This is a genomic window from Peptoniphilus faecalis, from assembly GCF_012976305.1.
In the GTDB taxonomy this organism is placed as follows: domain Bacteria; phylum Bacillota; class Clostridia; order Tissierellales; family Peptoniphilaceae; genus Peptoniphilus_A; species Peptoniphilus_A faecalis.
The window spans coordinates 18,948-36,015 of record NZ_JABDSR010000009.1 but is presented as its reverse complement, the minus strand read 5'-3'; the positions used below and the strand labels follow the sequence as shown (position 1 = coordinate 36,015).

Genomic DNA, 17,068 nt, shown 5'->3' with positions numbered 1-17,068 from the left:
TTAAGGGATCATGTGATCAATTCTCTTTTGATCACCTTTAGAAACTAAACTACCTTTTCTAAGTTTTCTTAGTCTTTTAGCAGTTTTCTTTCCAGTTAAATGTCCTTTATAAGCATAAAATCTTCTAAGCTTTCCAGAACCTGTTCTCTTAAACCTCTTCGCGGAAGCTCTGTGAGTTTTCATTTTTGCCATAAAAATCCTCCTTAATTATCAGACTTATCCTTGTCTTTTCTCTCTGAAAGGAACATCACAAGATTTCTTCCTTCCATTTTAGGTTTTTTGTCCACAACTCCATACTCAGAAATTAAATCATAAAACTTATCGAGAACTTCTTTTCCAAGATCAGTATGACCCATTTCTCTACCTCTAAATCTAACTGAAACCTTAATTCTATCACCATTTTTTAAGAAATCAATAGCTCTATTGGCTTTAGTATTCAAGTCATGATCTTCAATATTTGGAGTGAATCTAAGCTCCTTAATATTGATCACCTTTTGTTTTTTCTTAGCTTCTTTTTCTTTTTTCTCCGTGTCGTATTTGTATTTACCATAGTCCATTAAACGACATACTGGTGGTTTTGCATTTGGCGCAACATTCACTAAGTCCAGTTTTTTAGATATAGCCAAATCAATGGCTTGCAACTTAGGCACAACACCTAATTGATTACCTTCATCATCTACCAATCTGACTTCCTTTTCCCTTATCTCTTCATTAATTTGAAGTTCTTTAATTTCTAAGCACCTCCGTAAATTAAAAAAGCGAGCACCTAAAGATGCCCGCAAATTCATCGTAATTTTAAAATAACCTAAATGACTTAGCCATTAGGTGAGAAGCGGACTTCTTCTTTAATAACAAAAGACATGATAACACATAGATTTTATCTTGTCAATTATTTTTACACTAAAGATTTAATTTTTTGATATAAAAGATCAATCGCAACTTCATTTTCTCCACCTTCAGGCACAATTATGTCTGCATACCTCTTTGAAGGTTCAACAAATTGAAGATGAGATGGTCTAACTGTAGATAGATACTGCTCAATTACAGAATCTAAAGACCTCCCCCTCTCCTTCATATCTCTTTTAATTCTTCTTATTATGCGCACGTCAGCATCTGTATCGACGAAGACTTTTATATCCATTATGTCAATTAAATTTGCTTCGCTAAAAATCAAAATTCCCTCTAAAATAATTATTGGCTTTGGGATTACAATTTCCTTTTCCTTTTTTCTATTGTGAATTGAAAAATCATAAATTGGTTTTTCGATTTCTCTTCCTTCCTTTAGCATCTTTAGATGTTCATACAAAAGGTCATTATCAAAGGCAAGGGGATGATCATAATTTGTCTTTATTCTGTCTTCAAATACCAAGTTTGATTGATCTTTATAATAGGAATCTTGTTCAATCACAGACACATTTTCCCTTCCAATAAGTTCAATCAATTTTTTTGTTACAGTACTTTTCCCACTTCCACTTCCGCCACATATGCCAATAATACAGGCTTTATTGCTCATTTTCTCTCCTTAAAATAAATCCTTTTTTAACAGGTTTATCTATTTTTATTTTAAAAATCTGCTTCGCCTTATTTGCAACTTCAATTTCATTATCCTTTTCATCTAACATTTTTTCAATTTTGTAGTCAAAATGCTTTATTCCAGGTCCAAAAATTTCTATTTCATCTCCAAGGAAAACTCTATTTCTTTGCTCAATAGTTGCAATCTTTGAATTTTCATCATAATCTAACACAATTCCAAGGAAGTCATAGCCCCTTATATAAGAATTATCCTCATATACTTGAGAGCTTTCGTTTGCCTTTCCATAAAAAAATCCAGTAGTAAAATCTCTATGGCTTACTTTCTTTATCTCTTTTAAAAGATAAGGATCGTACTTATAATTTTTTGGATCATCATAATAAGCATCAATCGCCATTCTGTAAGATCTTATTACAGTTGCAAGGTAGTATTCACTTTTTACTCTACCTTCAATTTTAAGGCTTGAAATACCAGCTTCAATTAAATCGTCAATATGCTTGATCATACAAAGATCCTTTGAATTCATTATAAAAGTACCTTCATCATGCTCTTCAATTGGAAAATATTCTCCAGGTCTTTTTTCTTCAACTAAGTGATATTTATATCTGCAAGGTTGTGCACAATCGCCCATATTAGCATCTCTTCCAGTCATGTAATTTGAAAGTAGACATCTTCCTGAATAAGACATACACATTGCTCCATGGGCAAAAGTCTCTATTTCAATGGAGTCTCCAACTTTTTTAATTATATCAGAAACTTCTTTTAAACTTAATTCTCTCGCCATTACAACTCTTTCTGCTCCAAGTTTTTCCCAAAACTTTACAGTTTCAGCATTTGTAACCGAGCCTTGAGTGGAAATGTGAATTGGAAAATCTGGAGCAACTTCTTTTACTTTCATAAACATTCCAGGATCTGCAACTATTAATGCATCAACTCCAATTTCATATAAATTTTTAATATAATCTTCCACTCCAACAATGTCCTTGTCGTGAGGTATTATATTTAAAGTTACATGAAGAGTCTTTCCTTTTTCGTGTAAATAATCTGCTGCCCACTTAATATCCTCTATGGAAAAATTCTTTGAAGCCTTTCTAAGCCCAAAACTCTCCCCTCCAAGATAAACTGCATCTGCACCATATTCCACTGCAGTTTTTAATTTATTAACATCACCAGCTGGTGCTAAAAGTTCAATCTTCTTCATCTTTTCTCCTAACTAAAAGTATGCCATCTCCAATTGGCACTACAGAAGATATAAATCTATCATCTTCCGAAATATCTTTTAAAAATTTTCTAAGTCTTTTTACTATTGTTATTTTTCTTCTCTTAACTAGAGAATCTTCAGCAACCATTCCCTTGAATAGGACATTGTCGCAAATAATAATTCCCTCTTCTTTTAAATTTTTAAGTGCCAAGTCAAAATATTTTTCGTACTGACCCTTTGCTGCATCTATAAATATTAGATCATATTTTTCATCTAAATCTACTAAAAAATCATAAGCATCACTTTCGTGAACTTCAATGATTTTTTCCAAACCAATGTCAGAAATATTTTTTCTTGCAATCTCTGCCATTTCTTTTTTCAATTCAACACTGTCAATTTTTTCTATTGATTTATTTCTCTTTGCAAAGGAAATTGATGAATAACCAATTGCCGTTCCCAGTTCAAGAATTTTTTTTGGTTTTTGCATTGATATTAAAAAATTTATAAATTCTTCGCTTTCTCTTTCAATTATGGGAACATGGTTTTTCTCTGCATAATCATTCATGTCCCTAAGTTTTTCATCTTTAATATCTTTTAATTTTCTCAAATAATTTTCTATATAATCGTAATTTATATTTGGCATAATCCCTCTAAAAAAGGGAACCTAATAGATTCCCTGAATATCCTAAACCTCCATAATAATTGGTAAAATCATAGGATTTCTCTTTGTGTTTTTGAAAATATATGATCTCAAATTGTCCCTAATATCTGACTTTAAGCCATTCCAATCCTTTAGATTTTCTCTTGAATCTTCTTTTAATATTTTTCTGACAACATTTTTTGCATCTTCTATTAAATCTTCAGACTCTCTCACATATACAAAGCCCCTAGATATTATATCAGGTCCTGATACAACTTTTCCTTCTTTTGTAATAGTTATTACAACAATAATTAATCCATCTTCAGAAAGATGTCTTCTGTCTCTTAGGACAATATTGCCTACATCTCCTACGCCAAGTCCATCTACTAAAATATTTCCTGAAGGTACATCGCCAACTACTTTTGCTTCTTTTTGTGAGATTTCAAGACAGTTTCCATTTTCCATTATGAAAATATTCTCTTCTGGTATTCCCATTTGAGTTGCAATCTTTGCGTGCTCCATGAGATGTCTAACTTCGCCATGAGCAGGAATAAAATACTTTGGCTTTACTAAGCTTAAAATTAATTTTAATTCCTCTTGACAAGCGTGACCTGAAACGTGAATTTCTGAAAGAGTTTCATAAATTACCTTTGCTCCTCTTTCAAGAAGTCTATTTATAACTTTTGTAACTGCATTTTCATTTCCAGGAATTGGCGTTGCAGATAGAATAACAGCATCATTTGGAGTAAGTTGGATCTTTCTATGTTCCCCATAGGCAATTCTAGTAAGAGCTGACATTGGTTCTCCTTGTGAGCCTGTTGTAATTAGCACAAGCTCGCTGTCATCGTACTTATCCATATCCTTGATATCAACAAAGGTATCTTTCTTAACTCTAAATTGACCAAGTCTTCTAGCAGTTTCCGTTACATTTACCATGGATCTACCCGATAAAACAACCTTCCTGCCATATTTTTCCGCAGAATTTATAATTTGTTGTACTCTGTGTACATTTGACGCAAAAGTTGCAATTATAATTCTATTGTCTTGTAAACTTTGGAAAAGTCTATTAAAAGTTTCTCCAACTTTTGATTCACTCATCGTGTATCCTGGCCTAAGCACATTTGTGCTTTCTCCAATCATCGCCAACACACCTTTTTTACCAATTTCCGCTATCCTAGTCAAGTTAATTGGCTCTCCACTAATTGGTGTAAAGTCAACTTTAAAATCTCCTGAGTGATAAATGTATCCAAGAGGTGTCTTTATTGCAAGAGCACAAGAATCAGGTATAGAGTGATTTACGCTAATCCATTCAACTTCCATTTTACCAAGTTTAACTACATCTCCAGCATTTACTACATGAAGCTTATCTCTTGAAAGTCTATGTTCCTTTAGCTTATTCTCTAAAAGTCCAATAGTAAGACCTGTCCCATAAATGTCTAGATCTAGTTTTCTCATAACATATGGAATAGCACCAATGTGGTCTTCATGACCGTGAGTTAATACAAGCCCTCTAATTCTATTTTTGTTGTTTTCTAAATAAGTTACATCTGGTATTACTACATCAATACCAAGCATTTCGTCTTCTGGGAAAGTCATACCACAGTCGATGATAATAATATCTTCTCTGTACTCTATAACTGTAAGATTTTTTCCAATCTCGTGAAGTCCTCCCAGAGGAATAATCTTCACTTTATTAGTGTTTTTCATTAATTTGCCTTCTCCTCAAATTTGTGGCGGCAGTCTTCGCAATAACCCATAAATTTTAGAGTGTGGTCAACTATCTTAAAATTCTTTTCTTTTTCAACTTTTGCTTCTAGTTCATTTAAATTGTCAATGTCAATTTCTTCTACTTTACCGCAATTTATGCATATAAGATGATGGTGTCTATGACCTTCTGTTGGAATTCTGAGTTCGTATCTTATAATATTGTCATCAAATACAATTTGATCTAAAATTCCCAGTTTGTGAAATAATTGAACAGTCCTATATATAGTTGCAATTCCCATTTCAGGATCTTTTTTTGCAACTAAATTATAAACTTCTTCAGTAGTCAAATGCTTATCTTTGTTGTCCAAAAAAATTTCATAAACCTTAGCTCTTTGTTTAGTGTATTTATAACCACTATCTTTTAAGATCTTTTTAACAGGATCAATTTTTAAATCCATATTCTCACCTATTCTAATTCATTTAAAAGTTCTTCATAGGCTTCTTTTGCTTCTTCAAGTTCATCATCATCAATCCCTGCAAGAAGCTCTTCACCCAATTCATCTTCTATCACTTTTAATATATAGATTTCTGGTTCCTTTTCATCTGTATAGAGTGCAACATAGTCTGTGTCGTCAATTGAAAATTTTGCATCCACAAAAAATTCAACTTCAACATTATTTTCATCATATAATTTTATTTTTTTCATTTTTTCACCTATAAATTTAATCTATCCAGATAGCTTTGCAGAATATATGTTGCTGCAATTTTATCTATATATTTTTTCCTATTTTCTCTTCGAACAGAACCCGCTATTAAAACTTGTTCAGCCATCAAAGTGGTCATCCTTTCGTCAACATACTCAATTTCAATACCAAATTTGTTTTTCAATTTTTCTGCAAACTTCATGACTTTTTCACTTTGCGGCCCAATAGTATTGTTCATGTTCTTTGGAAGACCTACCACTATTTTTTCAATATTATTTTCTTTTATTATGTCATGAATTTTATCATAGACGCTTTTGTTTGATTCTCTTTTTATAGTCATAAGAGGCTGCGCTGTAAGCATGAGAGCATCAGATATTGCTACTCCAATCCATACATCGCCAACATCAAGGCCTAAAACTTTATTCATATAACCACAACCTTTACAGGTACATATATAATATGTAAAAGAGATGGTCTAGCCATCTCAATTTTTTTCTAAATAAACTTTCAACATTTCTTGTAAAAGTTCATCGCGCTCTATTTCTTGAATCATGGATCTTGCATTATCATGACTTGTAATATAAGTTGGATCGCCAGATAATATATATCCAATAATTTGGTCAGAAGGATTGTATCCCTTTTCCTCTAGAGCATTATAAACAACTTTTAAAACACTCTTAATTCTCTCTTGTTCCAAACTGCTTTTTTCAAAAATTTGTGTATTATTGTTTTGATCCATAATTACCCCCAGATAGATTATATCATAAAATATCTTCTTTGATAATATTATAATAGTTCTCTTAGCTTATTTAGAGCTTCATCAACTTTATTTAAATTCTTAGCACCAGCAGTTGCCATATCTGGCCTTCCGCCTCCGCCTCCGTCAGCAACTTTTGCTATTTCTTTTATAATTTTTCCAGCAGCAATTTTCTTTTCTACTAAATCTTTTGAAACTGCACATACAAAGTTAAGTTTTCCATCATTTATTGTCGCAAATAAAACTACAACTGAACCAACTTTATTTCTAACTTCATCAGCTAAATCGCGAAGTGTGTTTACATCAACCCCATCGAATTTTTTAATTACATAATTTATGCCATTTTTAACTTTTACTAAATCAATAAGACCTGAAATTTGATCCTTTGCCATGTCGCGCTCAAGTCTTTCAATTTCTTTATTTGCTTCTTTAAGATTTTTGTTGTTTAATTTTATCTTTTGTAGAATTTCATCTTTATTTGATTTCAATTCCCTGGCTATTTCTTCTTGTTCCTCTTTTAGTTCATTTAAATATTTTAAAACAGCAGGACCTGTTATAGATTCAATTCTTCTTATCCCATTACTTATACCACTTTCAGATAGTATTTTAAACATGGAAATTTCAGAAGTATTTGATACATGAGTACCACCACAAAGTTCCCTAGAATAATCTCCCATGGAAAGAACTCTAACTTCTTCGTGATATTTGTCTTCGAATAGGCCAATTGCACCCATTTTTTTTGCTTCATCTAAATTTGTAATCTTGGTTTCAACGGGAAGAGCTTCAAAAATCTTTTCATTTACAATTTTTTCAACCTTATCAATTTCTTCCTTTGACATCGCCTCAAAATGAGAAAAGTCAAATCTCATTCTGTCAGGCATAACTAGGGAACCAGCTTGATTTACATGATTTCCAAGCACGTCCTTTAATGCTCTGTGAAGTAAGTGAGTTACAGAGTGATTTCTTCTTATATTATTTCTTCTAACAACATCAATAATAGCTTTAACAGGAGCTTTCTCTAGTTTACCTTCCTCAACTTCTACAAAGTGAAGGTGAAGCCCATCTTTAGTCTTTTTAGTATCAGTTACCCTTAATCTAAATTTGTCGGAAATAATTTCTCCAGTATCTCCTACTTGTCCACCACTTTCACCATAAAAAGTAGTTTTGTCTAGAATTACAATTCCCCTTTTGCCCTTATCTATGCAATCGACAATTTCATCATCATAAATAATTCTTATAATATGTCCTTTGCATTCATTTTTTTCGTAACCTAAAAACTCATTGGAAATTCCTTCAAATAGGTGCTTATTGTCTTGATTTGCCCAGCCTATATTTTTATCATCTCTTGCATCTCTTGCTCTTTTCCTTTGAAGTTCCATTTCTTCTTCAAATCCAGTCATGTCGACATCAAGATCTTCTTCCTTTAAAATTTCTTCTGTCAAATCAATTGGAAATCCATAAGTGTCATATAGTTTAAAGGCTTTTTTGCCCTCTAACAACCTTTCATTATTTGTCTTCATTTCTTTAATGTGAGCATTAAGCCTTACGAGTCCATCGTCAATAGTTTCTAAGAATTTTTCTTCTTCTCTTCTAATTATTTCTTTAATAGACTCTCTATTTTCTTTTAACTCTTTATATTGATCGCCCCAAGAATCAATTACCATATCTGCAATTTCAAAAAGAAAAGCTCTCTTTATTCCTAGTTTTCTTCCATGTCTTGCAGCCCTTCTTATAAGTCTTCTTAATACATAACCCCTTCCTTCATTTGAAGGTACTATTGTATCAGAAATCATAAAAGTCATTGCTCTTATGTGGTCGGTTATAACTCTAAAGGAAATATCTGCCTTTTTATCTTCGCCATATTTTTTGCCTGAAACCTTTGCAATTTCTTCTATTATATCTTTTATTGCATCTATTTCAAAAATATTGTCAGTCTTTTGTAAAACTGTGGCAATTCTTTCAAGACCCATTCCCGTATCAATATTTGGATGTGAAAGTGGATTGTAATTTCCATTTTCGTCCTTATCAAATTGTGTGAAAACTAAATTCCAAACCTCGATAAATCTGTCGCCTTCTCCACCAGGTCTTTCATCTTCTGAACCATATTCTAATCCTCTATCAACATATATTTCTGAGCATGGACCGCTTGGGCCGACCTCAAGTTCCCAAAAATTATCATCTTTTCCAAGTCTAGTAATTTTTTCTTCGGGGATTCCAATTACATCTCTCCAAATATTGTATGCTTCATCGTCATCTTTATAAACAGTAACCCAAAGATCTTCTTTTGGAATTTCAAGATTGACTGTTAAAAATTCCCAAGCCCACGGAATCACTTCGTGTTTGAAATAATCGCCAAAGGAAAAATTTCCTAACATTTCAAAAAATGTTGCGTGTCTATCTGTCAATCCTACATTATCTATATCACCAGTTCTAATGCATTTTTGGCAAGTCGTAACTCTCTTTGCAGGTGGGATCTCTTCGCCAGTAAAGAATTTTTTCATTGGCGCCATTCCTGCACCGATTAAAAGAAGTGACTTGTCATTTTTTGGAATTAGCGAAAAACTTGGTAATATTAAATGGTTTTTTGATTCAAAAAAATTTAAAAACTCAGTTCTTATATCGTGTAAACCTAAATACTTCATAAACAACTCCTATTAAAAATCCTCCCATTCCCTGGGAGGATGTGCTATAAATATTATAATTATAAAGAATATGAATGTCAATTAGAGCTATATTTGTCGTTGTATTTTATTTTTGCAAAATCAATTAATATAAATATAATTGACGTGATTGGAACAGAGATTACCATTCCCCAAACTCCAAAAATTCCTCCACCAATGATTATTGAAATTAAAATAAGTAATGGATTTAACCCTGTACTATCTCCAATAAGTTTCGGTGCGAGAATATTATTTTCTATCCATTGAACTAATATGAATAAAACCATTACCCAAAATGCTTTTACTGGAGAATCTACTAATGCAAATAAAACTGCAGGCACACATCCAAGGAAAGGTCCTACATATGGAATAATATCTGCAATACAAGTGATAAGTCCAATAATTATTGCAAAGTCCACTCCTAATATTAATAGATAAATCATAGTGAGTACTCCAACGAAAATTGCCATTAACATTCTTCCTCTAATAAATTGTTGAAGAGCTATGTCTATTCTGTTTGCCAAAAATGTAATGTCATCTCTATATTTGTTTGGAATAATTTTTTTTACTTTATGAGTGAATTTTTCCTTGTCCACAGAAAAGTAAAATGAAAATAAAATTATTAATACTAATCTAAAGGCACCAGTCAATGCTCCATATACCTTTGAAAAAACTCCAGAAAGTGAACTCATAAGTGAGCCTTGAATTTTTGTAGCTAAATCGTTAATAGTTTTTGTCATGGAATTTAAAACATTTGATACAATTTGTGGCGTCTTGACATCCACCCCAACCTTTGGATTTGACTCTTTATAGATGTCTATAAAGTTTTCTGGTAATTTAATATTAAAATTTGCAAAAATCTGCGTCAAGAAATCATTTACGTTTCTAGTAAGCGTGTCCACCATTGCAGGTAAGCTTGTGAGTAAATTTGAAACTTCATTAATAGTTTTTGGTATTACAGAAATTATTAATATTCCAAAAATTAAAATAACAGAAATATAAACTATTATTACTCCAAACTGTCTTTTTATTCCCTTTCTCTCTAAATAATTTACTATTGGATCTATTATGTATGCAAAAATAATTGCAATAATAGCAGAAGAAAGAGTATAACCTAGAATTGGGAACTTGTTAAAAATTATTGTTATTAAATAGAAAGCTAAAATCCCTAAAAATATTTTTGTAATGTAATGTAGATCTATATTTATTCTTTTTTTGCCTTCAATATATCTATTCCCAATATTTATTAGATAATAAATTGCCAAAAATATTAAAAGTATAGATAATGTTACAAGGGCATAAATCATAAATCTCGCAGCATTACCGGAAATTTGTTCCAACATATTATCACCTGTTCTTGAACTTTTTCATCCCTTTACTTATTTTCTCCACTACATAATCGCACTCTTCTTTTGTGTTATTGTGATTTATGGAAAGTCTAAGCGTTGAAAGAGAATCTTCTTCACTTCTTCCAATTGCCCTAAGGACATGGGATGGATTTATACTTCCCGCTGCACAAGCAGATCCAGATGAAACACATATATCATACATATCAAGGTATTGCACCATTGTTTGTGGCTTAGTATCCTTTAGCGTAATATTAATATTTCCAGGAAGTCTATTGTCTATTGGACCATTAAAAATAATTCCATCTATGTTTAAAAGTTTTTCAATAGTATAATCTCTTAAATCACTTGTGTAGTTTATATTTTCATCCATATTTGCATAGGCGTCTTCTATTGCTTTTGCTATGCCAACTATGGATGCAATATTTTCTGTGGATGCTCTCATGCCCCTTTCTTGTTCTCCACCATTTATAAAGGGCGAAATTTCTACGCCTTCTTTAATGTATAAAATTCCAATTCCTTTAGGAGCTCCTAGCTTGTGTCCTGATATAGAAAGCATGTCCACGTCTATATCTTTTAGATTAAATTTAACATTTCCCATAGCTTGTACTGCGTCTGTATGAAATAAAATATTTTTTTCTCGAGCAATTTTTGAAATTTCAGAAATTGGCTCAATGGTTCCTATTTCATTATTCGCAAACATTATGGAAATTAATTTTGTATTGTCCTTTATTTTTTCACTTAATTCATCTAAATTCACAAAGCCTTCTTCGTCTACTGAAATTAGAGAAGTTTCATTGCCAAATCTCTCAACTGATTTAAGTGAATTTAAAATAGCTGGATGTTCTATCTTTGATGATATTATATGATTTTTTTCCCTTGGATTCAATATTTCTTTTATAACCCAGTTGTCAGATTCAGATCCTGATGAAGTAAAATAAATTTCACTTGGCTTTACTTTTAAATTTTCTGCAATTTTTATTCTCGAGTTTTCAATTGCCGCTCTCGACTTTTGTCCTAGAGAATAAATTGCCGATGCATTCCCATAATTTTCTCTCAAATAGGGAAGCATGGCCTTTAGTACATTCTCTGTGATCTTTGTAGTAGCAGCATTATCCATGTAAATCATATTAACCTCACATGTCTGCCAGAGTCATGGACTCCATTACATCTTCAATTTGTCCTTGTAACTTAGATAGTATATCTCTAGTTGCACAATCCTTTAGCTTTCCGCAATTGATATTTTTGCCAAGGTCACAGCAAGAAAGAGAAATATCGCCTTCAAGAGCATTTATTATTTCTCCAATGGCAATATCCTTTGGAGCTCTCGATAAAACATAGCCTCCACCTGCTCCTCTTATTGATTTAACGAGTCCAGCTTTTTTTAAAAGAGAAAAAAGTTGTTCTAAATAAGATTCTGATAAATTTTCTTCTTTTGCAATATCCTTTAGTGCAATGGGACCCTTCCCTTCATTTTCTTTTAAATTATACATTGCCATTAAGCCATAACGGCCCTTTGTAGAAAGTTTCATTTAATCACCTCTTATGATGGAATAAAAGATCCTTCTTCTTTATTGTTTTCTAACATATCTTTTAAAGTGTACCATGAAAGGACTGCACACTTTACCCTTGCTGGAAGATTGCTAATGGATTCAAAGGCTATGGCATCGTCAAGTTCTTCAAGCTCGTCAGGATCTTTGACTTCACCCTTTACCATTCCAATAAATTTCTTTGCTCTTTCAATAGCTTCTTCCACAGTTATCCCTCTTACATTGTCACACATAATTGATGTGGATGCTTGTGAAATCGCACAACCATGTCCCGTATAAGAAATGTCTTTTATAATTCCATCTTCTACTTTTAACTGAAGAGTGATTTCATCACCGCAGCTTGGATTGTGTCCAAGCTCTTTGTGAGTATAATCCTCTAAATCACGTCTATTGTGTTTATTTCTAGAATGTTCTAAAATTAATTCTGTGTAAATATTATCAAGATTCAATACCTAAAATCCTCCTTACATCTTCAAGATGATCCACGAAATAATCAATTTCTTCAACTGTATTATAAATTGCAAAGCTTGCTCTACAAGAGAAGTTTGAGCCTAAAAATCTATGAAGAGGTTGAGCACAGTGATGTCCTGACCTTATTGCAATGCCATAAGTATCTAAGATTGATGCAACATCGTGGGGATGAGCCTCTTTAAAGTTAAATGATATTACTGGAGCTCTATTTTTGTTGCTAGTTGTATAAACTTCAAGATATTCTAATTTTATTAACTTTTCATAACAATAGTCAGTTAAATATCTTTCGTACTCGTCAATCCTTTCCATGCCATATTTATTTACAAAATCAATGGCTGCTGCAAGGTTTACTGCACCTTCAACATTTGCAGTACCAGCTTCAAATCTTTGCGGTGCATTTAAAAAAGTTGTATGGTCTTCATAAACATACTCTATCATATCGCCTCCTGTTAGGAAGGGTTCCATTTCATTTAATATGTCTTCTTTTCCATAAAGTACACCTATTCCTAGAGCAGAGTACATCTTATGACCAGAAAATGCCAAGAAGTCAACATCAAGTTCACTTACATTTACTTTTCTATGAGGCACAAGTTGTGCACCGTCTAAAATAATTTTTGCCCTTGAATTTTCTCTAACATACTTCACAATTTTTTCAATATCTGGATTTGTCCCTACTACATTAGATGCTCCTGTAATAGATAAAATCTTTGTCTTTTCCGTAACTTTTTCTTCTATTTCAGAAAAAGGAATTTGCTTGTCCTCGTCTATATACAAATATTTTAATTTTGCGCCAGTTTTTCTAGCAACTTGTTGCCAAGGAACTAAATTTGAATGGTGCTCCATTATTGAAATTACAATTTCGTCGCCTTCACTTAAATTATTAAGTCCATAGGAATAGGCTATTAAATTTAATGCCTCTGTTGCATTTCTCAAAAATACAATTTCACTTGCCTTTTTTGCTCCTACAAAATCAGCAACTTTTTGCCTTGCATTTTCATAAACTTCCGTCGATTTCATTGCAAGATAGTGAGCTCCCCTATGGGGGTTTCCATTTTCAGTTTCATAAAAATTTTGAATATTTTCTAAAATTTCACGAGGCTTTTGAGTTGTTGCTCCATTGTCAAAGTAGACAATATTCTTTCCATTAGGCTTCAATTTTAAAAAAGGAAATTCTCCTCTTATATTTTCTATTTCTTTATTTGTAAACATATTAATTTCCTCTCTTTATAATTTGTCTAACTGAATTCCAAACTTCCTCTTTTAATTTTTCATCTGCCAGTGCGTCAATTGCTCGAGAAAATTTTGATTCAACTATTAGTGCTTCTGCTTCATCATAACTAATTCCTCTGCTCATTAGATAAAATACTTGATTCATGTCGAGTTTTCCTGCACTTGATGCGTGATTGCCTACTACATCATCTTCGTGAGCAAGCATTAGTGGCACTGAAATTGAGTTGACTGTGTCGTCAAGCAAAATTGAATACTCTTCTTCAGAGCCAACAGCACCCTTTGCGCCTTCTATAAATTGTAAGTTTGACTTAAAATTTTTAAAGGATTTGTCCTTTAGTGCTCCATTTACCAAAATATCTGACTCAGTCTTTTTTCCTCTATGAATCATGTCGTAATTCATATTTAAATATTCCTCTTTTTGTCCAAAATAAATTGAATCTACAACTGAAGAGGATCTTTCGCCAATAAGTTCTGCTTTATAGTTTGTGTATAGTTTTGATGCGCCTAGTTCATATTGGTGAACAGATACCTTTGCGTCATCTTCTGTGTAAATTCCAATAGATTCAAGGACTAAGGATTTATCATCGTCTCTTGCTATTACAAAAACTTCTACTTGAGAGTTTTCCTTTGCTAAAACCTTTATAACAGAATTTCTGAATTTTTCGCCCTTGCCACAAGAAGTGTAGTCAAGTATAACTTTCAATTTTGAATTTTTTTCTGCAATTATATGTTGAAGATCAAAAAGTTCACAATACTCATCATCTAGTTCAAATAATTTGAAATCTTCTTTGACTTCTCCTTCCTTTGCCACATAGGAATTGTAATAATTTAAATATTTTCTATTTAATTCCAATGCGTCAGATGAAATTCCATATTTTATTTTTTCAAATTCAGAAATTTCTCCCGGATTTTTTTTCCCTTCTTCTCTATATAATTTCCCCCTGATTTTTGGGATTTTTATTTCTGTTTCATTTACCTTTAAAAAACTAAAAGTTTTAAAGGCAATTTCATTTCCAATTATATTCATCTTTCACCTACCCAATTGCTCCAACAAGTTCAAGGTTAATTAGATTATTCATCTCAACTGCATATTCCATAGGAAGTTCCTTTGCAATTGGTTCTGCAAATCCTCTTACAACCATTTCCCTTGCTTCTTGTTCAGAAATTCCTCTAGACATCAAATAAAAAATTACAGAATCACTAATTCTTCCAATTTTTGCTTCGTGTCCTATATCAATATCGTTATTCTCGATCTTTATAGTTGGAATTGTGTCTGAACGAGACTTGCTATCAAGCATTAATGATTCACAGGAAGTTGAATTCTTTGCGCCCACTGCATTTTCCTTAATCTCAACAAGTCCTCTATAAATAGCAATTCCACCGGATTTTGAAATTGATTTCGTGTTAATAGTTGATTTAGTATGAGGTGCTGCGTGAACAACTTGTGCTCCTGTATCTAGATTTTGCCCTTCACCCGCAAAAGAAATCCCCGTAAATTCACTGCTTGCATTTTCTCCCACTAAAATTGATGCAGGATATAACATTGAAACTTTTGAGCCAAAGGAACCTGAAACCCATTCAATTTTTCCATTTTTTTCAACAATAGCTCTCTTTGTGTTTAAGTTATACATATTTCTCGACCAATTTTCTATTGTTGAGTACCTTAGAGTTGCATTTTCTCCAACAAAAAGTTCAACAGCTCCCGCATGAAGATTTATTACATTGTATTTTGGAGCAGAACAGCCTTCGATGAAATGACAATAAGCATCTTCTTCCACAATTATAAGAGTATGTTCAAATTGCCCAGCTCCTGGTGCGTTAAGTCTAAAGTAAGATTGTAAAGGTATATCTACATTTACTCCCTTTGGAACATATACAAAGGATCCTCCAGACCAAACTGCATAGTGAAGAGCTGCATACTTGTGAAGATTTGGAGTGATGCATTTGCTAAAATACTTTTTTACAATTTCTGGATATTTTTTAAGCCCCGTTTCAAAATCTGTATAAATTACCCCTTGGTCGGACAAATATTTTTGAATATTGTGATATACAACTTCAGAATCATATTGTGCCCCAACTCCAGATAACATAAATTCCTTTTCTGCTTCAGGAATTCCTAGCTTATCAAAGGTATCTCTTATTTCCTCTGGCACATTTTTCCAGTCGTCACTCATATCTGCATCAGGCCTAATATAAGTTGTGATTTCATCCATATCGACTTCAGATAAATCTGGTCCCCACTCTGGGTTTGTCTTTTCATTAAATATTTTTAATGCCTTAAGTCTACTTTCAAGCATCCACTCTGGTTCATCCTTTTCCTTTGAAATTTGTCTTACAATTTCTTCTGTAAGACCCTTTTCAGTCTTTGATCTAAAGGTAAATTTATTTTTAATATCATAGACGCCACGATCCATGTCTTCTACATAAGTTTTATCTATCTTAGTCAATTATTTCACCTCTTCTCTTATCCAATTGAATCCATCCTTTTCGATTTTATCAATTAGAGAAGCGTCTCCTTCTTTTACAATTTGTCCATCTAAAACTACGTGAACAAAGTCTGGTTTAATGTTGTCTATTAATTCTTTGTGGTGAGTGATAATTAAAACTGCATTATCTTTATTTAAGAACTTTTCAATTCCTCTTGATACAATTCTCGTTGCGTCGACATCAAGCCCTGAATCAGTTTCATCTAAAATTGCAAGTTTTGGATTTAGCATAAGCATTTGAAGAATTTCATTTTTCTTTTTTTCTCCACCAGAAAAGCCAACATTAAGATATCTTTCAGCATAAGAAGAATCCATTTTTAACTCTTCCATTTCCTTTTTTATTTCCTTTTTAAATTTTAAAATAGAAATTGTCTTATCTTCCTTTAAAGATTTTGCCGTTCTAATAAAGTTCTCCACCGAAATTCCTGGAACTTCTTCAGGAGTTTGGAAGGACATAAAAAGTCCTTTATTTGCCCTCTTATCAGTTGTAAGATCTGTAATATCTTCTCCATCTAAAAATATTTTTCCACTAGTTACATTGTAAACTGGGTTGTCCATGATTACATTGGCAAGTGTGGATTTTCCTGAACCATTTGGCCCCATAATTACATGCACCTCGCCGTAATTAATTTTTAAATTTATATCTTTTAAAATTTCTTTATCTTCTACGCCAGCACTTAAATTTTCAATTCTCAATAACTCTGTCATACTTCCTCCATTTATAAAAAATAATTCATACAAAATTACTATGTTTTTTCTATTAACTATAATAACACAACTCTTTT

At 32.3% G+C, this 17,068-nt stretch carries 19 protein-coding genes; all 19 read right to left on the bottom strand.

Annotated elements, in window-relative coordinates:
• Entirely contained in the window at positions 1-192 is a 192-nt protein-coding gene (gene rpmI, locus HKO22_RS07420; protein ID WP_019107680.1) for a 50S ribosomal protein L35, read from the bottom strand.
• Positions 193-203: 11 nt separating this feature from the next.
• On the bottom strand, positions 204-788 hold the full coding sequence (gene infC, locus HKO22_RS07415; RefSeq protein WP_075659267.1) for a translation initiation factor IF-3: 585 nt from the start codon (positions 786-788) through the stop codon (positions 204-206).
• 107 nt (positions 789-895) lie between these two features.
• Positions 896-1,513, bottom strand: a complete 618-nt coding sequence (udk, locus tag HKO22_RS07410; RefSeq protein ID WP_075659268.1) for a uridine kinase — start codon at positions 1,511-1,513, stop codon at positions 896-898.
• Entirely contained in the window at positions 1,503-2,732 is a 1,230-nt protein-coding gene (locus HKO22_RS07405; RefSeq protein ID WP_169969683.1) for a peptidase U32 family protein, read from the bottom strand. The genes udk and HKO22_RS07405 overlap by 11 nt, the downstream gene beginning before the upstream one ends.
• Positions 2,719-3,375: an O-methyltransferase gene (locus HKO22_RS07400; RefSeq protein ID WP_169969680.1), complete on the bottom strand. Its 657-nt coding sequence runs from the start codon at positions 3,373-3,375 to the stop codon at positions 2,719-2,721. The genes HKO22_RS07405 and HKO22_RS07400 overlap by 14 nt, the downstream gene beginning before the upstream one ends.
• A 42-nt stretch (positions 3,376-3,417) precedes the next feature.
• On the bottom strand, positions 3,418-5,079 hold the full coding sequence (locus tag HKO22_RS07395) for a ribonuclease J (protein WP_169969679.1): 1,662 nt from the start codon (positions 5,077-5,079) through the stop codon (positions 3,418-3,420).
• The gene (locus tag HKO22_RS07390) at positions 5,079-5,537 is read right to left on the bottom strand and encodes a Fur family transcriptional regulator (protein WP_169969677.1); all 459 of its coding nucleotides are present in this window, start codon (positions 5,535-5,537) and stop codon (positions 5,079-5,081) included. The genes HKO22_RS07395 and HKO22_RS07390 overlap by 1 nt, the downstream gene beginning before the upstream one ends.
• Positions 5,538-5,545: 8 nt before the next feature.
• On the bottom strand, positions 5,546-5,785 hold the full coding sequence (locus tag HKO22_RS07385) for a DUF1292 domain-containing protein (RefSeq protein WP_075659273.1): 240 nt from the start codon (positions 5,783-5,785) through the stop codon (positions 5,546-5,548).
• Positions 5,786-5,793: 8 nt separating this feature from the next.
• Positions 5,794-6,210 (bottom strand): Holliday junction resolvase RuvX, encoded by a 417-nt coding sequence (ruvX, locus tag HKO22_RS07380; protein ID WP_075659274.1) that lies wholly within the window; start codon positions 6,208-6,210, stop codon positions 5,794-5,796.
• Positions 6,211-6,267: 57 nt separating this feature from the next.
• Positions 6,268-6,522: an IreB family regulatory phosphoprotein gene (locus tag HKO22_RS07375; RefSeq protein ID WP_075659275.1), complete on the bottom strand. Its 255-nt coding sequence runs from the start codon at positions 6,520-6,522 to the stop codon at positions 6,268-6,270.
• Positions 6,523-6,569: 47 nt separating this feature from the next.
• The gene (gene alaS, locus HKO22_RS07370) at positions 6,570-9,182 is read right to left on the bottom strand and encodes an alanine--tRNA ligase (protein WP_169969675.1); all 2,613 of its coding nucleotides are present in this window, start codon (positions 9,180-9,182) and stop codon (positions 6,570-6,572) included.
• Between the two features lie 77 nt (positions 9,183-9,259).
• Positions 9,260-10,543, bottom strand: a complete 1,284-nt coding sequence (locus tag HKO22_RS07365; RefSeq protein ID WP_169969673.1) for an AI-2E family transporter — start codon at positions 10,541-10,543, stop codon at positions 9,260-9,262.
• Between the two features lie 4 nt (positions 10,544-10,547).
• Complete coding sequence (locus HKO22_RS07360) at positions 10,548-11,675, bottom strand: cysteine desulfurase family protein (protein ID WP_169969671.1); 1,128 nt, start codon at positions 11,673-11,675, stop codon at positions 10,548-10,550.
• Positions 11,676-11,682: 7 nt separating this feature from the next.
• Positions 11,683-12,078, bottom strand: coding sequence for an RrF2 family transcriptional regulator (locus tag HKO22_RS07355; protein WP_075659277.1), 396 nt, complete (start codon positions 12,076-12,078; stop codon positions 11,683-11,685).
• A gap of 11 nt (positions 12,079-12,089) precedes the next feature.
• Entirely contained in the window at positions 12,090-12,545 is a 456-nt protein-coding gene (gene sufU, locus HKO22_RS07350) for a Fe-S cluster assembly sulfur transfer protein SufU (protein WP_075659278.1), read from the bottom strand.
• The gene (locus HKO22_RS07345; RefSeq protein ID WP_169969669.1) at positions 12,535-13,776 is read right to left on the bottom strand and encodes a cysteine desulfurase; all 1,242 of its coding nucleotides are present in this window, start codon (positions 13,774-13,776) and stop codon (positions 12,535-12,537) included. Before HKO22_RS07345 ends, sufU begins: the two co-directional genes overlap by 11 nt.
• 1 nt (position 13,777) lies before the next feature.
• The gene (locus HKO22_RS07340; protein ID WP_169969667.1) at positions 13,778-14,824 is read right to left on the bottom strand and encodes a SufB/SufD family protein; all 1,047 of its coding nucleotides are present in this window, start codon (positions 14,822-14,824) and stop codon (positions 13,778-13,780) included.
• A gap of 7 nt (positions 14,825-14,831) precedes the next feature.
• Entirely contained in the window at positions 14,832-16,244 is a 1,413-nt protein-coding gene (sufB, locus tag HKO22_RS07335) for a Fe-S cluster assembly protein SufB (RefSeq protein ID WP_235932837.1), read from the bottom strand.
• Entirely contained in the window at positions 16,245-16,991 is a 747-nt protein-coding gene (sufC, locus tag HKO22_RS07330) for a Fe-S cluster assembly ATPase SufC (RefSeq protein ID WP_075659281.1), read from the bottom strand.
• Positions 16,992-17,068: the final 77 nt, after the last annotated feature.

Coding starts and splice junctions, on each gene's coding strand:
- HKO22_RS07365 (WP_169969673.1), bottom strand. CDS start 10,543: ATGTTGGAACAAATTTCCGGTAATGCTGCGAGATTTATGATTTATGCC.
- HKO22_RS07355 (WP_075659277.1), bottom strand. CDS start 12,078: ATGAAACTTTCTACAAAGGGCCGTTATGGCTTAATGGCAATGTATAAT.
- rpmI (WP_019107680.1), bottom strand. CDS start 192: ATGGCAAAAATGAAAACTCACAGAGCTTCCGCGAAGAGGTTTAAGAGA.
- HKO22_RS07400 (WP_169969680.1), bottom strand. CDS start 3,375: ATGCCAAATATAAATTACGATTATATAGAAAATTATTTGAGAAAATTA.
- HKO22_RS07390 (WP_169969677.1), bottom strand. CDS start 5,537: ATGGATTTAAAAATTGATCCTGTTAAAAAGATCTTAAAAGATAGTGGT.
- HKO22_RS07340 (WP_169969667.1), bottom strand. CDS start 14,824: ATGAATATAATTGGAAATGAAATTGCCTTTAAAACTTTTAGTTTTTTA.
- udk (WP_075659268.1), bottom strand. CDS start 1,513: ATGAGCAATAAAGCCTGTATTATTGGCATATGTGGCGGAAGTGGAAGT.
- HKO22_RS07375 (WP_075659275.1), bottom strand. CDS start 6,522: ATGGATCAAAACAATAATACACAAATTTTTGAAAAAAGCAGTTTGGAA.
- HKO22_RS07385 (WP_075659273.1), bottom strand. CDS start 5,785: ATGAAAAAAATAAAATTATATGATGAAAATAATGTTGAAGTTGAATTT.
- infC (WP_075659267.1), bottom strand. CDS start 788: ATGAATTTGCGGGCATCTTTAGGTGCTCGCTTTTTTAATTTACGGAGG.
- HKO22_RS07345 (WP_169969669.1), bottom strand. CDS start 13,776: ATGTTTACAAATAAAGAAATAGAAAATATAAGAGGAGAATTTCCTTTT.
- HKO22_RS07360 (WP_169969671.1), bottom strand. CDS start 11,675: ATGATTTACATGGATAATGCTGCTACTACAAAGATCACAGAGAATGTA.
- ruvX (WP_075659274.1), bottom strand. CDS start 6,210: ATGAATAAAGTTTTAGGCCTTGATGTTGGCGATGTATGGATTGGAGTA.
- HKO22_RS07405 (WP_169969683.1), bottom strand. CDS start 2,732: ATGAAGAAGATTGAACTTTTAGCACCAGCTGGTGATGTTAATAAATTA.
- HKO22_RS07395 (WP_169969679.1), bottom strand. CDS start 5,079: ATGAAAAACACTAATAAAGTGAAGATTATTCCTCTGGGAGGACTTCAC.
- alaS (WP_169969675.1), bottom strand. CDS start 9,182: ATGAAGTATTTAGGTTTACACGATATAAGAACTGAGTTTTTAAATTTT.
- sufC (WP_075659281.1), bottom strand. CDS start 16,991: ATGACAGAGTTATTGAGAATTGAAAATTTAAGTGCTGGCGTAGAAGAT.